11 protein-coding genes are annotated in these 14,976 nt (G+C 75.6%); 3 read left to right on the plus strand and 8 right to left on the minus strand.

Annotated features, from left to right (window positions below; genetic code table 11):
* Positions 1–22 precede the first annotated feature (22 nt).
* From ACQ452_RS22910 to xylA, 4 genes are all read right to left on the minus strand, one after another.
* The gene (locus ACQ452_RS22910; RefSeq protein WP_433387201.1) at positions 23–1,447 is read right to left on the minus strand and encodes an MFS transporter; all 1,425 of its coding nucleotides are present in this window, start codon (positions 1,445–1,447) and stop codon (positions 23–25) included.
* A gap of 84 nt (positions 1,448–1,531) precedes the next feature.
* Positions 1,532–2,635, minus strand: a complete 1,104-nt coding sequence (locus ACQ452_RS22915) for a DUF5925 domain-containing protein (RefSeq protein ID WP_433387202.1) — start codon at positions 2,633–2,635, stop codon at positions 1,532–1,534.
* 41 nt (positions 2,636–2,676) lie between these two features.
* Positions 2,677–4,134, minus strand: coding sequence for a xylulokinase (gene xylB / locus ACQ452_RS22920; RefSeq protein WP_433387204.1), 1,458 nt, complete (start codon positions 4,132–4,134; stop codon positions 2,677–2,679).
* Between the two features lie 12 nt (positions 4,135–4,146).
* Positions 4,147–5,334 carry a xylose isomerase gene (gene xylA, locus ACQ452_RS22925; RefSeq protein ID WP_433387206.1) on the minus strand — a complete coding sequence of 396 codons (1,188 nt, stop codon included), beginning with the start codon at positions 5,332–5,334 and terminating at the stop codon, positions 4,147–4,149.
* A gap of 76 nt (positions 5,335–5,410) precedes the next feature.
* On the opposite strand from xylA, the gene ACQ452_RS22930 reads away from it, so the two are divergent.
* Entirely contained in the window at positions 5,411–6,649 is a 1,239-nt protein-coding gene (locus ACQ452_RS22930) for an ROK family protein (RefSeq protein WP_433387207.1), read from the plus strand.
* Positions 6,650–6,778: 129 nt separating this feature from the next.
* Entirely contained in the window at positions 6,779–8,434 is a 1,656-nt protein-coding gene (locus ACQ452_RS22935) for a PP2C family protein-serine/threonine phosphatase (RefSeq protein ID WP_433387209.1), read from the plus strand.
* Between the two features lie 37 nt (positions 8,435–8,471).
* Here ACQ452_RS22935 and ACQ452_RS22940 read toward each other — a convergent pair whose 3' ends face one another.
* Complete coding sequence (locus ACQ452_RS22940; protein ID WP_433387211.1) at positions 8,472–8,999, minus strand: MarR family winged helix-turn-helix transcriptional regulator; 528 nt, start codon at positions 8,997–8,999, stop codon at positions 8,472–8,474.
* 96 nt (positions 9,000–9,095) lie between these two features.
* Here ACQ452_RS22940 and ACQ452_RS22945 point away from each other — a divergent pair, with 96 nt between their 5' ends.
* Complete coding sequence (locus ACQ452_RS22945; RefSeq protein ID WP_433387213.1) at positions 9,096–10,226, plus strand: PP2C family protein-serine/threonine phosphatase; 1,131 nt, start codon at positions 9,096–9,098, stop codon at positions 10,224–10,226.
* Between the two features lie 12 nt (positions 10,227–10,238).
* Here ACQ452_RS22945 and ACQ452_RS22950 read toward each other — a convergent pair whose 3' ends face one another.
* From ACQ452_RS22950 to ACQ452_RS22960, 3 genes are all read right to left on the minus strand, one after another.
* Positions 10,239–11,720: a sugar transferase gene (locus tag ACQ452_RS22950; RefSeq protein WP_433387215.1), complete on the minus strand. Its 1,482-nt coding sequence runs from the start codon at positions 11,718–11,720 to the stop codon at positions 10,239–10,241.
* 243 nt (positions 11,721–11,963) lie between these two features.
* Positions 11,964–13,724, minus strand: a complete 1,761-nt coding sequence (locus ACQ452_RS22955) for a substrate-binding domain-containing protein (RefSeq protein WP_433387216.1) — start codon at positions 13,722–13,724, stop codon at positions 11,964–11,966.
* A gap of 143 nt (positions 13,725–13,867) precedes the next feature.
* On the minus strand, positions 13,868–14,911 hold the full coding sequence (locus ACQ452_RS22960; RefSeq protein ID WP_433387217.1) for a lactonase family protein: 1,044 nt from the start codon (positions 14,909–14,911) through the stop codon (positions 13,868–13,870).
* Positions 14,912–14,976: the final 65 nt, after the last annotated feature.

Here is a 14,976-nt window from a genome sequence, read left to right on the forward strand (position 1 = left end):
CCCCGCGTCGCGGGGCCCTTCCTCACAGCCGCTCGGCGCGGTCGTGCAGCAGGACGCGGACGTCGGCGATGTCCGTCGGCGAGGTCCGCGAGGCCAGCCAGTACATGATCCCGGTGGGAATGAAGAAGAGCTGGAACGCGGCCAGCCCGACGGCGTAGTTCAGCGGCGGCGGGAAGACCGCCCGCAGCCCGTGGAAGGCCACCCCGACGAGCCCGTTGCCGGCGGCCCGGCCGACGCCGTTGACCAGGTTGCCGAGGCTGTAGACGGTGCCCCGGTGCTCGGGCGGGTTGACGTCGGCGATCAGGGCGAACCAGTTCGGCGAGTTGGCGGAGGTGAGCGCCAGCGCCACCACGGCGGTGAGCAGGCTCAGCCCGACCGTCGGCTCGGTGACGACGCTGGCCAGCACCGCCCGGACGACCGCCGCCGCCCCGGCGCCGTCGGGCACGTCGATGCGGATCGGCACGAAGAAGAGCACCAGGTAGAACGGCAGCGCCGCGAGGATGCCGACCGCCGCGACCAGGGCCCGACCCCGGGGCGTACGCCGTTGCAGCGCGTCGCCGACCAGCCCGCCGACGATGGAGAGCACCCCGCCGAGCTGGAACAGGGTGGCGAAGACACTGCCCACGATCACGGCGGTGGCGGCGGAGTAGCCCTGGTCCTCGGCCCGCTCGGCGAAGAGCACCGGCAGCCAGACCAGCGACCCGAAGGCCGCCTGGGCGGTGAGTCCCTGCATGATCAGCCACCGGTTCGTCCGCCGGCCGAGGATCTTCGGCAGGTCCGCCCGGCTGATCCGGTGGTCGTACTCGGCGCCGGCGGCGAGCGCCGAGGCCAGTTCCGGCTCGCTCTGCCCGCGCCGGATGTCGTAGGTGAACAGGTAGGCGACGGTCGCCGCCAGGCCGACCACCGTCAGCAGCAGGAACGGCCGCCGCCAGTCGGCGGACCCGAGCAGCCCGCCGACCAGGGTGCCGGCCAGCGTGCCGACGCCCTGGGACAACCCCCAGAAGCTCATCACCAGGCCCCGGCGGCGGGGCGAGATCAGGTCCGTGACGACCGAGAACCCGACCGACCCGACCGCGCCCAACCCCACCGCCGCCAGGATCTGCGCGGCCAGGAAGGTGGGGTAGCTCACCGCCAGCGCGCTGCCGCCCGTGCCGAGCGCCCAGATCAGGGTGCCGACCATGAGCAGCGGCTTGCGGTTCGTGCGGTCCCCGACGTACGCCCAGCCCACCGCCGCCACCGCGCTGGCCAGGAAGCTCACGGCGGTGACCAGGCCGAGCAGCCGCTGGGGCACGTCGAAGGCGTCGGAGATCGGCCCGTACAGCGGGGGGACCAGGCCGATCGCCACGTTGTCCAGCGAGGCGAGCAGCACGAAGACCACGACGCTGTAGAACCGGTGCGCGGGCGTCCCGCCCCGGGCCCGCGGCGGGCCGCCCCTGGTCAAGGTCATGTGCGGCAGCCAACCAGGGTCAGGTCACGAGCGGGTGACGACGCGCGGGCCGTCGGCCGGGCGGCGGTTCCCGCCGCGGGGCGCTCAGAGGTAGCCGCCGACCTCGGCCGGGGTGGTGGACGTGACGGGCGTGCCCGCCCGCAGCGCGTACAGCTCGGCGAGGGTGGCGCCCTGCGGCGGCACCTGCGCCGACGTGCCCAGCCACCCGGTCGCCTCCGCGTACGACAGCGGACCCACCTCGATGCGGGCCAGGCAGCGCCCCGGGCGGACCACCGCCGGGTGCAGCCGGGACAGGTCCTCGTTCGTGGTGATCGCGACGAGCACGTCGCGCCCCTGCCCGAGCAGCCCGTCGGTGAGGTTGAGCAGCCGGGACAGGGCCTGCCCGGCGGCCTGCTTCGCCTCGCCCCGGATCAGTTCGTCGCAGTCCTCCAGGATGAGCAGCCGCCACCGGCGGCCCGTCCCCTGCTCGCCGTCCTCGTCCCCGACCGCCACCTCGGAGAGGTATGCCGTGTCCGCGAAGAGCACGTCCGGGTCGAGGATGGTGTCGACCTGGCACCAGTCGCGCCACTGGCGGGCGAGGGCGCGCAGCGCGGTGGTCTTTCCCGTTCCGGGCGCCCCGTGCAGCAGCACCAGCCGACCGGAGAGGCCCTGCGGGGTGGTGGCCATCAACGCGTCGAGGGCGGTGCGGGCCGTGGCGGTGTAGTTCGACCGGATCGTCGCCCACTCCGGCGCGGCGATGGAGCGCACGTCACGCTGGCTGCCCCGCCGAGGGCTCTGGTGCCAGAAGCCGATCCGGCCGGCGCCCGGGTCCTCCGGTTCGGCGGCGCCGTCGACGATGCGGTCGAGGGCGCCGCGGCCCACCTCCTCGGAGACCGCCGTGACCGTCACCTCGGCGCCGCGCCCCTTCCAGGTGACCACCCGGGCCGTCCAGCCGTCGCCGGCCAGCAGGCGGGACCGCTGCCGGTTCTCCACCGCCGTGCGCAGCAGTCGCCCGCCCGGGTCGCTCAGCGGCGCGTCGGGGCGTACCCGGGAGAGCCGGACGGTGTGCGACCACGGGTGCCGGCCCGTGACGAAGTCCGCGAGGACGAGCGCGTCGATGACGTCGCAGGGGGTGTCCGCGTCGTCGTACTGGAGCATCGAGGGAATGCCGGTGCCGGGCGCCTCGTCCGCTTCGGGGGTGGTCTGCATCCGTCGATGATGGCGGGGCCACGATCCGCGCGTACAGACGTTTACCGCGCGGGGGCGTCGACCCGGTCGAGGAAGTGCTCGCGGGCGGCGGCGTACCGCTCGCGGATGGCGGGCACGGGGGCGGCGACGTGCTCCTCGGTGCCGTGCACGGCCCACCCGGGGGGCGTCGCGCCGCCCAGGGCGACCCAGGCGGCCTGGCGGGCGGCGCCGTCGGCGACGTACTCGCCGGGCGGCGGAACGACCACCGGCGCCCCGAGGACCTGCGGGGCGATCCGGCGGACGGCCGCCGAGCGGGCGCCGCCGCCCACCAGGATCACCCGACGCACCGTGAGGCCCCGGGCGGTGAGCGCGTCGAGCCCGTCGGCGAGGGCACAGAGCAGCCCCTCGACGGCGGCGCGCGCCAGGTGGGCCGCCGTCGACGTGCGCAGCGTCAACCCGTGCAGGGCCCCGGACGCCAGGGGCCGGTCGGGGGTCCGCTCGCCCGCCAGGTAGGGCACCATGACCAGCCCGTCCGCGCCGGCCGGTGCGGAGAGCGCCAACCGGGCCAGCTCGTCCAGGTCGACCCGGAGCAGCGCCGCGGCGGCGTCGAGCACCCGGGCCGCGTTGAGCGTGCAGACGAGGGGCAGGAAGCGGCCGGTGGCGTCGGCGAAGCCGGCGACGGTGCCGGTCGCGTCGGCCGCCGGGGCGTCGGCGACGCCGCACACGGTGCCGGAGGTCCCGATCGAGACGAGCACGTCACCCGGGTCCGCACCGACGCCGAGCGCGGCGGCGGCGTTGTCTCCCGTGCCGGGGCCGAGCACCGCCCCGTCGGGCAGCGGCAGGCGCCGCGGCGACGCGTCGGGGCGCACCGTGCCGGCCGGCTCCGCCGGCCCGAGCACCCGGGGCACCTGCGGCCGGTGGCCGAGCGCCCGCTCCAACAGGTCGAGCCGGTAGTCGCCGCTGGCCGGTGACCAGTAGCCGGTGCCGCTGGCGTCGCCCCGGTCGGTGCGCAGCGCCGCCAGGCCCGGCGCGCCGGCCAGCCGCCAGGTCAGCCAGTCGTGCGGCAGGCAGACCGCCGCCACCCGGGCCGCGTGCGCCGGCTCGTGCCGGGCGAGCCAGCGCAGCTTGGTGACGGTGAAGCTGGCCACGGGCACGCTGCCCACCGCGTCCGCCCAGAACCGGCGGCCGGCCTCCCCGCCGCCGGCCTCCCCGACCAGCTCGGCGGCGGCGCCGGCGGAGCGGGTGTCGTTCCACAGCAGCGCCGGGCGGACGACCCGGCCCGCCTCGTCGAGGCAGACCATGCCGTGCTGCTGGCCGGCGACGGAGACCGCCGCGACGTCGGCCAGCCCGCCGGCGGCGTCGACCGCCGCGCCGAGCGCGGTCCACCACGCCGACGGGTCGACCTCGGTGCCGTCCGGGTGCGGCGCCCGGCCCTGCCGGAGCAGGGCGCCGGTCTGCGCGTCCCGGACGACGACCTTGCAGGACTGGGTCGAGGAGTCGATCCCCGCGACGAGCGGCATCGGCGGCGGCCCTCAGCGGGCGCCGAGCAGGTGCTCGACGGCGAGTTGGTTGAGCCGGACGAAGCCGAAGCCCCGCGCGGCGGCGGCGTCGACGTCGAACTCCTCGAACGCGGACCGGTCGGCGAGCAGGCCGGCGTGGCCCTCCCCCGGTGCCAGCGTCGGCGTGCCGAGGTCGGCCACCCGGCTCGCGGCCAGCGCCTCGGTCACCTCCGGGTCGGCCCGGAACGCCGCGGCCCGCTCCCTGAGCAGCAGGTAGGTGCGCATGTTCGCCTCCGCCGACGCCCAGACGCCTGTCATGTCCTCGGTGCGCGAGGGCTTGTAGTCGAAGTGCCGGGGGCCGTCGTAGGCGGGCGAGCCGCCGGGGCCGCCGTGCTCCAGCAGGTCGACCAGGGCGAACGCGTTGAGCAGGTCGCCGTGGCCGAAGACGAGGTCCTGGTCGTACTTGACGCCGCGCTGGCCGTTGAGGTCGATGTGGAACAGTTTGCCCTGCCAGAGCGCCTGGGCGATGCCGTGGGCGAAGTTGAGGCCGGCCATCTGCTCGTGCCCCACCTCCGGGTTGAGCCCGACCAGCTCGGGGCGGGCCAGGGTGGAGATGAACGCCAGGGCGTGCCCGACGGTGGGCAGCAGGATGTCGCCGCGCGGCTCGTTGGGCTTGGGCTCGATGGCGAAGCGCAGGTCGTAGCCGGAGTCGACGACGTACTGGCAGAGCAGGTCGACGGCCTCCCGGTAGCGCTCCAGCGCGGCCCGGACGTCCTTGGCGAGGTCGTACTCGGCGCCCTCCCGGCCGCCCCACATCACGAAGGTGCGGGCGCCGAGCTCCGCGGCGAGGTCGACGTTGCGCAGCACCTTGCGCAGCGCGTAGCGCCGCACATCGCGGTCGTTGCTGGTGAAGCCGCCGTCCTTGAAGACCGGGTGGGTGAAGAGGTTGGTGGTCACCATCGGGACCACCAGGCCGGTCTCGTCGAGCGCCTCGCGGAAGCGGGCCACGTGCCGGTCGCGGGTGGCGGCGTCCGCGCCGAAGGGCACCAGGTCGTCGTCGTGGAACGTGATGCCGTACGCCCCGAGCCCGGCGAGGCGGTGCACCGCCTCGACCGGGTCCAGCTCGGGGCGGGTGGCGTCGCCGAACGGGTCGCGGGCCTGCCAGCCCACCGTCCAGAGGCCGAAGGAGAACTTGTCGGCCGGGGTGGGGCGGGGCGCCATGGCAGACCTCCGGGGGTGTCGTCCGCTATTTGTTCAGTGATTGAATTATTTGGTCGGGCTGTGGCAGTGTCAAGGGGTGACCCGACCCGACGCCCCGGCCGGCGCGGTACGGCAGGGCAGCCTGCGCGAGTGGAACCTCGCCGTGGTGCTCGGCCGGATCGCCGCCGCCGACCGACCGCCCTCGCGGGCCGAGCTGGCCACCGGCACCGGCCTCACCCGGGCCACCGTCTCCGCCGTGGTGGAGGACCTGCGCGCCGGTCGGCTGGTCGCCGAGGCGGAGCCGACCCCGCGCAGCGGCGCGGGCCGGCCGTCGCGGGGGCTGGTGCTCGCCCCGGACGGCCCCGCCGGGCTCGGCCTGGAGGTCAACGTCGACTACCTGGCCGCCTGCGTGGTCGACCTCGCCGGCCGCGTCCGCCACCACCGCGTGCACCGCGCCGACCTGCGGCCCGTCTCCCCCGCCGACGCGCTCGCCCGGCTCGCCGACCTGGCCGCCCGCGTCCGCGCCGAGGCCGCCGGCGAGGACCTCACCCTGGCCGGCGCGGTCCTCGCGGTGCCCGGCCTGGTCGACGACGCCGGACTGGTCCGGCTCGCGCCGAACCTCGGCTGGCGTGACGTGCCCGTCGCCGCGCTGTTCGCCGAAGGGCCGCCGCTGACCGCGCACGTCGACGGCGTCCCGCCACTGGTGGTCGACAACGAGGCCAACCTCGCCGCGCTGGGCGAGCTGCACGCCGCGCCGGTCGGCCCGCGCAGCTTCCTGCACATCTCCGGGGAGATCGGCATCGGCGCCGGGATCGTGCTGGACGGAGCCCTGTTCCGGGGCACCCGGGGCTGGAGCGGCGAGATCGGTCACCTCCCGGTCCACCCCGACGGCCCGTCCTGCCGATGCGGCGCCCGGGGCTGCCTGGAGACGTACGCCGGTCAGGAGGCGATCCTCGCGGCGGCCGGCCTCGCCGGCGCGCAACTGCCGGCGGACACCGCCACCACCCGGCTGGCCGAGCTGGCGGCGGCCGGCGACCCCGGCACGCTACGGGCCCTGGCCGGGGCCGGCAGCGCCCTCGGGGTGGCCGTCGCCGGCGTGGTGAACCTGCTGGACCTGGACACCGTGGTGCTCGGCGGCGGCTACGCCCCGCTGACGCCGTGGCTGCGCCCACCGGTGCTCGCCGAGATCTCCCGGCGGGTGCTCACGGCGGCCTGGTCACCCGTCACCGTCCGCCCGGCGGCGCTCGGCACCGCCGCCGCGGCCGTCGGCGGGGCCGGCTCGGTGGTACGCCGGATCCTGGCCCGCCCGGCCGGCTGGCTGGCCCGTCCGGCCTGAGCCCGGATTCCTCGGGATGGCGGCGCGGCCACGCCTCGGTACGCTTGCCCCGACACAACGGCCCCGTTCCGAGAGGTGCACGACCAGCATGCGCACAGGTCGACAGACCGGGGCACTCGGCGAGCTGCGGTGACCACCGTGTCCCGGGGCGGCGCCCCGGGCCCGGCCGACGGCGGACAGCCCGCCCGATCCCGCGTCGAGCGTCTTCCCGGCACCGCCCGGCCACCCGGCTCCCCGCTCTCCCGCGAGGTGCTCGACGGATTCGCCGACGCGTTCGTGGTGACCGACCGGGCCGGGCTCGTGACGCTGGTCAACGCGGTGACGGCCACGCTCCTTCCCGAGGTCGTGCCCGGCACCGACCTGACGGCCTGCCCCGTGCCGGCCCTGGCCCGGGCGGCGCGGGCCGGCGCGGGCGGCTTCGACACCGAGCACGGCGGCCGGCGGCTGCACGGCGTACGGCGCGACCTGGCCGACGGGCGGCACGCCTGGTACGTGCGGGACGTCACGGAGGAACACGCGCGCGTCGAGGCGCTGCGCGTCGAGCGTTCCCGGACGGTGTTCCTCGCCCGGGCCGGCAGCCGCCTCGGGCTGTCCCTGCAACGCGAGCAGGCCCTGCGGACCGCGACGACCCTGCCCGTGCCCCACCTCGCCGACCTGGCCCTGGTGGCACACCTGCCGTTCCCGCCCACGGGGGCCCGGCCGCACTGGATCCGCTACGCCGGGAGCGCACCCGCCCCGGCGACCGGGCCGCTGACCGGCACACTGCCCGGCCTGGCGGAGGCGCTGGGCGGCCAGCCGGTCGACCCGGCCCCCTGGCCCGACGGGGAGCCGGGGCTGGCCGCCCTGCTCCCGCCCGGCTTCGGCCGGCCCGGCACCGTGCTGGCCAGTCCCCTGCGGGGCCCCGGGCGCACCGTCGGCGCCCTGGTGCTGGTCCGTCGCACGGGGCGGGCCGGCTTCACCCGGCCCGACGTCGAGCTGGCCCGGGAGTTCGCCGCCCGGGCCGGCGCGGCCCTGGGCGCCGCCGAGCTCTACGGCGAGCAGGTCCACCTCGCCCGGGTGCTGCAGAACAGCCTCCTCCCGCCCGAGCTGCCGACCGTGCCGGGTGCCGCCCTGGCCGGCGGATACCGGGCGGCCGGGGACCGGCTGCGCATCGGCGGTGACTTCTACGACGTGTTCCCCGTCCCCGCGGGCGCGATCTTCGCCCTCGGCGACGTCGCCGGCAAGGGCGTCGGCGCGGCCGTCCTCACCGGGCGGGTCCGCCAGTCCCTGCGGACCCTGCGCCTGGTCGAGCAGCGACCGCTGGAGCTGATGCGCCTGCTCAACCAGGCGCTGCTCGACGCGCCGGACGCGGCCCGGCGCAGCCAGTTCGCCACCCTGCTGCTCGGCACCCTCGACGCCGCGCCCGGCGGCGGCTGCACGGTCCGGATCGCCGGCGGGGGCCACCCGTCCCCGCTGCTGCTCCGGGCGGGCGGCGCCGTCGCATCGGTCGCGGTCGGCGGGATGCCGGTGGGTGCGCTCGCCGCCGCCCGCTTCGCCGAGGCCACGTTCCGCCTCGCCCCCGGCGAGCTGCTGCTCGCGTACACCGACGGGGTCGTCGAGGCGCACGGCGGCCCCGGCGGCCGGGAGATGTTCGGCGAGCAGCGGTTGCGCGCGGCGCTGGCATCGGCCGCCGGGCTGCCGCCGGACGCGCTCGTCGACCGGCTCCTGCGCACCGTGGACGAGTGGCTCGACGGGCAGAGCCAGGACGACATCGCGATGCTGGCCGTCGCGGCGGCACCGCCCTGACGGGCGCGAGGGTGCCTCTCCGGCCGTCCGGCGCGGGTCAGGCCGTCCTGGCCACCGGCGCGCCCGCCGCCGGTGGTTCCTGCGCCGGCAACCCGACCCGGCGCTCCAGCGGCTGCCCCGGCCAGGGGCCGTCGACGGACTGCACCGACGCGTCCCGTTGCCGGGCCGCCCCGTCGAACTCCCGCATGCCCCGCAGCAGGGCCTGCCGCCCCTGCGGGGTCATGTCGGCGAGGATCGCCGCGAGCTGCTGGCGTCGGTCGTCGCGCAGCTCGGCCAGGAGGCTGTGGGCCTCCGGGGTGAGGTGCAGCGAGATCTCCCGCCGGTCCAACCGGCCGGGCTCGCGTTCCAGCATGCCGGCCGCCACCAGGCGGTCGCAGAGCCGGCTGGCGGAGGAGAGCAGCATGTCGAGCCCGGTGGCCAGGCGACGGAGGTTGATTCCCTCGTACTGCTCGACCAGCATGATCGCGCGCAGCTGTGCACCGGAGACCCGACTGGTCGTCCGCTCCCGGGCGGCTTCCCACACCGTCAGCAGGGCATCGGCCACCGAGTCGAGCTCGACAGCCATACTCGTCTCTGGTCCGTCGGGACCGTGCACGTGCGCCATGGTGGGCCCGAGACTACTCCGAATCCGCTGGTCCGGGCTCGTGATGAGGGAGCGATGATGAGTGAACCGGTCGACGAGGCACGGCGCGTGCTCAACGAGGCGCCCGCCGACCTCCTGCTGGACCGGATCGCCGACGTCCTGGCCGCCGGCTACGGCGTGAGCCGGGTGGAGCTGCTCCAGGTGGACTACCGGTTGGCGGCGCTGCTGCCGTTCTTCGGCGAGGAGCCGGTCACCGCGCCGGGGCACCCCGCCTGGCGCTGCTTCGACCACCAGACGCCGACAGTCGCCGACGGCACCGGATACCTTCCGGTGTCCATGCGCGGCGAGCGCTGGGGCGTGCTGGTGGTGAGCCCCGTGCCGACGGGGCCGAGCGTGCTCGCCGAGCTGACGGACGTCGCCACCGCGCTGGCCCACGAGATGGCCGCGGTCGGCTACGGCACGGACGTGTACCGCTCCGCGCGGCGCAGCAAGCGGCTCACCCTCGCCGCCGAGATGCAGTGGGAGATGCTGCCCGGGCGCAGCCGGAGCCGCCCGTCGTTCAGCCTCGCCGGGCAGCTCGAACCGGCGTACGCGGTGCGCGGCGACAGCTTCGACTGGTCCGACGACGGCACCCGGGTGTGGCTGTCGACGATAAACGGCACGGGTGTGGGGGTGGCCGCCGCGTTGCTCACCGCGCTCGCCACCCACGCGCTGCGCAACGCCCGCCGCTCCGGGCTGGGCCTCGCCGACCAGGCGGCCCTGGCCGACCAGGCGGTCTACGACCTGCACCGCGGCGGCCAGCACCTCGCGGTGCTGCTGATGGAGCTGGACCTGCGCTCGGGACAGCTCACCGTGGTCGACGCCGGGTCGCCCCGCCTCATGCTGCTGCGCGACGGCGACGTCGAGGAGCTGCCGTTGGCGGCGCAGTTCCCGCTCGGCATGTTCGAGGCCACCGACTACCGGGAGCAGCACTTCGCGCTGCGCCGCGGCGACCGGCTCTTCGTCGTCAGCGACGGCGTCATCGACGCCACCGGCAAGGACATCCGGTACGGCGAGACCGCGCTGGAGCGGTTCCTGCGCCGCACCGGGCCGATGGAGCCGCTGGACGCGGTCCGTTCGCTCATCGGTGACCTGCGCGCGTTCGTCGCCGGCGACCTGGTCGACGACGCGGTGGTGGTGTGCCTGGACTGGACGGGCCCGCAGGAGTGAGCGCCCGGCCGCTCAGTATGCCCCGCGGCTGTTGAGCACCGCCCCGAAGGTCTTCCACAGGATCGTCAGGTCTGCCGCGAGCGACCAGTTCTCCACGTAGTAGAGGTCGAGCCGGATGCCGTCCTCCCAGCTCAGGTCGGACCGGCCGCTGACCTGCCAGAGCCCGGTCATGCCGGGCTTGACCAGCAGTCGACGGGCCACGTCCCCGTCGTAGCGGGCCACCTCGGAGGGCAGCGGCGGGCGGGGGCCGACCAGGCTCATGTGCCCGAGCAGGACGTTGACGAGCTGCGGCAGCTCGTCGAGCGACCACTTGCGCAGCAGCCGCCCGATCCGGGTCACCCGCGGGTCGTCGCGCATCTTGAACATCAGGCCGTCGGTCTCGTTGCGGGCGGCCAGCTCGGCCAGCAGGGCGTCGGCGTTGACCACCATGGTGCGGAACTTGTAGACGCCGAACTCCTGCCCGCCCTGCCCGACCCGGGTCTGCCGGAACAGCACCGGCCCCCGGCTGTCGATCTTGATGGCGAGCGCCATGACGGCCAGCGGCGGCAGCAGCAGCGTCAGGGCCACCGAGGAGACCGCCCGGTCGACGAAACCCTTGATCAGTTTGCGGGCACCGCGGAACTCCGGCGCCTCGACGTGGATCAGCGGCAGGCCGGCCACCGGCCGGGTGTGGATGCGCGGGCCGGCGACGTCGGTCAGCGCCGGCGCCACCACCAGGTCGATCCCGGTGCCCTCCAACTGCCAGCCCAGCCGGCGCAGCCGGGCGGCGGTCAGCTCGCCGGACGCCGTCACCGCCACGGTGTCCGCGCCGATGGCGCTCGCCGCCTCGGGAATGCCCCGGAACGAGCCGACCACCGGCACGTCGCCCAGCCGCTGCGCCACGGGGGCGAGCAGCGCGTCCGGGATGCAGGCGCCGACCACCTGGTAGCCCGCGTACGGCTCGCGCCGCAGGGTGTGCACCAGTTCCAGCACGTGCGCGGTGTCGCCGACCACCAGCACCTTGCGCGACCAGCCGACACCCTCGGAGCGCGCCCGGTGCAGCCGCTTGCGCGACGCGAACCGGGCGATCTCCAGGCCGAGGGTGCCGACGGCCAACGAGATGCCGAGGAAGCCGCGCGAGACGCCGACGTCGGCGATGTAGCCGAAGATCGCGATGCCGCCGGCGAGGCGCACGCTGGCGGTGCTGACCCGCCGGTACTCGTCGGCGCCGTAGCCGAGGACGCGGTCGTCGTAGCAGCGCAGCAACCGCAGCGAGACCAGCCAGGCGAGGACCAGCCCGGGGGCGACCAGGACGTACGGGATCTTGGAGCCGCCGGGGTCGTCGTCGCCGAAGCGGGCGACGTACCCGACGAGCACGGCGACGACCAGGACGGTGGTGTCCAGCACCACCAGGGAACGCACGTAGCTGCGTTCACTGGTGCGGACGGGCCCCGGCCGGGGCCCGTCCGGCCTCGACGACGTCCTGGCGGGCGTCAACAGCGTCGCTGAGCTCACCGGCCCTCCCCACCTAGGTCGCCGACGGCCCGCACGGCCGGCCCGCGTCGCGGGTCGGTCGTCGGGGCACTACGACATCCTGCCCCGGCAGCCGTGATCGCCGATTGCTTCGGACGCATTACCGTCACTTTTCCCGAGAAACCCTTTCCAGGAAAGGGTCCATGGCGTCGAATTCGGCGCGGTCGGCCCGCCCCGGCTGGGTGGAGACTCAGGGCGGCCGGCCCGCCCGAGCTGAATGGTGGGTCAGGCGGGGGCCCGGCGCAGCGCGATCGCCCGGAGGAAGATGTCGCCGATCCTGGTCGGGTCCTCGGTCACGAAGGCCCCGCCGCCCGTGACGTCGGTGATCGACTTCAGCTCTGCCCGACTCACATCACTGCCGATACCGATGATCACGACCTGCACCGGCCGCTCCGGGTCCTGCATGCGGTGCAGCCGGCCCAGCAGTTCCTGCTGGGTGACGCCGTCGGAGTCCTCGTTCTTGCCGTCGGTGAACAGCACGATCGAGTTGACCCGGCCGGGCTCCCAGTTCTCCTGCACCTGCTGGTACGCCGCCAGCACCGTGTCGTAGAGGCCGGTGTCCCCGGTCGAGGAGCGGATCGCACCCAGCGACTGTTCCAGCTTCGCGCGCTGGCGCGACAGCGGCCCGATGCCGACCAGTTCCCGGTGGTCGCGCGCGCCCACCAGCTCGGTGGAGAACGTCCACAGACCGATGGACCACGAGTCGTCGAAGAGGTTCAGCCCGCGCCGGGCCGCCTCGACGGTGACCTGCTGCCGGGTCGCGTTGCCGGCGTTGGCCACCCGCTCCTTCATCGATCCGGAGACGTCGATGACGGCGAGCATCCGGCCGGACTGGGTGGCGATCGACCAGCTGGAGACCGCCCGGTCCAGGGCCAGCGGGTCGAGCCCGCCGTCGGCCGGGGCGCCGCCGTCGGCCGGCGGGGCCGGCCCGCCCCCGGCCGGGCCGGGCGCGCCCTGCGGGGCGTCGAAGCCCGGGCCCCAGTTGCCGTCCGGCGCGCGCAACGACCGGCTCCCCAGCCGGTCGCGGAAGTCGCCGGTGGCGAGCACCTCGTTGAACGCCCACGCCGCCGACGCCTTGGCCGGTTCCAGGCCGAGCAGCACCGCGTACGGGTAGTCCAGCGACGCGGGCGCCGGCTGCGGGTAGAGCGCGGCCAGCGGCACCGGCGGCTTCCTGCCGTTGTACTGGATCACGTCCCGCTCGGAGAGCGCCGCCGCACCGAGGCTGCTCGCGATCGTGGTGGGATCCGAGGCGGTGGGGAAACGCGCGAGCAGGTCCGGGCGCAACGCCGAGCGGCCGGTGGCCAGCGCCCGCAGCGCGGCCACCTTCTCCGCCTCGGCCCCGGAGCCGCCGGAGGCGCTGGCGGCGGCGGTCAACGAGAGCAGGCCGGACAGGCCGGCCGCGTCGCGGGTCGGCTCGACGATCCCGGTACGCAGCGGCTTGTCGCCCTGCGTCTGCCGCAGGAGCTGCGTCCAGGTGAACTTCTGCTGCGGCCAGCCGAGCCGCGTGGCGATCGGCTCCGGCATCGCCACGACCACCGGGCTGCGGGCGACGGACGCCCCGCTGTCGGGCTCGAAGGCGGTCGCGCCGCCGGTCTTGAGCCGCAGCAGCCAGGTGGAGGAGTCGGGCACCCAGACGTCCGGGCTGACCGACGTGCCGCTGGCCTGCCCCAGGCCGGCCAGGGTGACGCCGTGCTTGGCGGCGACGATGGTGGCCACCTCGACGGGGTCGGCCGCCGAGACGTTCACCGCGATGCAGGTGCCACCCACCGCGGCGCCGTTGCGCACCCACTGGGCGGCGGCGTCCCCGACGGCCGGGGCGAGTTCGGCGGCGACCGCGACCGACAGCTCGACCCGCCCCGAGCAGTCCGGTTGCGTCAGTTGCCGGTAGCCGAACCAGCCGCCGCCGGTGACGGCGAGGACGCCCACGGCCGCGGCGGCGGTGACTGCGTGGAGACTCGTACGCGTGCGATGGCGACCTGCTGACACGCTGACCATCTTGCGGACCCGCCCGCACGACTGACACGGGCCGTTCGGACGAAAGTTACCCGCCAGAAACAATTGATCGTCACACCCGCCACGCGCGGCGACGAACCCGACACAGACCGTGAGTTTTCGGGCAACGTGCCTGGTCAGGGCAGTATGCAGGTGGGGCTCGGCACCACCAGCGGCTCCCCGGCCGGCGCCGGGACGCCGGTGGCCGCGTCCACCCGGAACACGCCGACGAGGTCGGCCCGCTCGTCGGCGACGTAGAGGTGCGCGCCGATCAGGGCGAAGTGCCGCGGCCACTGCCCGCCCGTGTCGACCTCGGCGACCAGCTCCGGCAGCTCGCCGGTCACGGCGAACACGGCGACCGTGCCCACCCCCCGGTTGGCGACGTAGAGGAAGCGCCCGTCCGGGCCGAGGCCGATCTCCGACGGCTGGACGTGCCCGGTCCGGTCGCTGGCCGCGACCCGGCCCCGCTGGTGCGGCGCAGCGTCGCCGGTCAGCGCGTAGGCGGTGACCGAGGCGTCCAGCTCCCCCGCCACCCAGCAGCGCCGCCCGTCGGGGTGCCGGGCCAGGTGCCGGGGGCCGGTGCCGGCGACCGTGCGCACCCGGGGCGCCCGGGGCGTGGGCGTCAGCCGGCCGGAGGTCGCGTCCAGGTCGTAGCGGTAGATCGAATCGGTGCCCAGATCGACCGCGAACAGCGGACCCCCGGCCGGGTCGGGGTTCACCATGTGCGCGTGTGCGCGGTCCTGACGCTCCGGGTCCGGGCCCCGCCCCTCGTGCCGCACCAGGTCGCTGCGCTCGCCGGGGACCCCGTCGGCGTCGAGGGGGAACACCGTCACGCTGCCGCCGCCGTAGTTGGCCACGACGAGGTGGCCGCCGTCGGGCAGGACCGCCACGTGGCACGGCTCCGCGCCGCCGGTGGGTCGGGTGCCGAGCGGGGCGAGCTGGCCGTCGACGCCGACGGCGAACGCGCTGACCTGCCCGTCGGGCAGCTCGTTCACCGCGTACAGCACGGGCAGCCGCGGGTGCCGGGCGAGGAAGGAGGGCGAGGCGGTGACCGCGACGGTGCCGAGCGAGCTCAACGCACCGGAGCCCGGATCGCGCCGGGCCGCGACGATGCCGGCGCCCCGGCCTCCGCCGTGCGCCGTGTAGCCGCCGATGTGGACGATCTCGCCCCGACCTGTCACCGGATCCACCCTCCGCCGATTCCGCACCGATCCCACCAGCCTTCCCGCCGGGCCGCCCGCCCAGA

Origin of the sequence: Micromonospora sp. KLBMP9576, from assembly GCF_050941805.1 — a bacterium.
Taxonomy (GTDB): domain Bacteria; phylum Actinomycetota; class Actinomycetes; order Mycobacteriales; family Micromonosporaceae; genus Micromonospora.

Bases quoted from the DNA above. Each gene is read 5' to 3' on its own strand.
- ACQ452_RS22915 (WP_433387202.1), bottom strand. From the start codon at position 2,635: ATGCAGACCACCCCCGAAGCGGACGAGGCGCCCGGCACCGGCATTCCC.
- ACQ452_RS22945 (WP_433387213.1), top strand. From the start codon at position 9,096: ATGAGTGAACCGGTCGACGAGGCACGGCGCGTGCTCAACGAGGCGCCC.
- ACQ452_RS22910 (WP_433387201.1), bottom strand. From the start codon at position 1,447: ATGACCTTGACCAGGGGCGGCCCGCCGCGGGCCCGGGGCGGGACGCCC.
- xylA (WP_433387206.1), bottom strand. From the start codon at position 5,334: ATGGCGCCCCGCCCCACCCCGGCCGACAAGTTCTCCTTCGGCCTCTGG.
- ACQ452_RS22940 (WP_433387211.1), bottom strand. From the start codon at position 8,999: ATGGCTGTCGAGCTCGACTCGGTGGCCGATGCCCTGCTGACGGTGTGG.
- xylB (WP_433387204.1), bottom strand. From the start codon at position 4,134: ATGCCGCTCGTCGCGGGGATCGACTCCTCGACCCAGTCCTGCAAGGTC.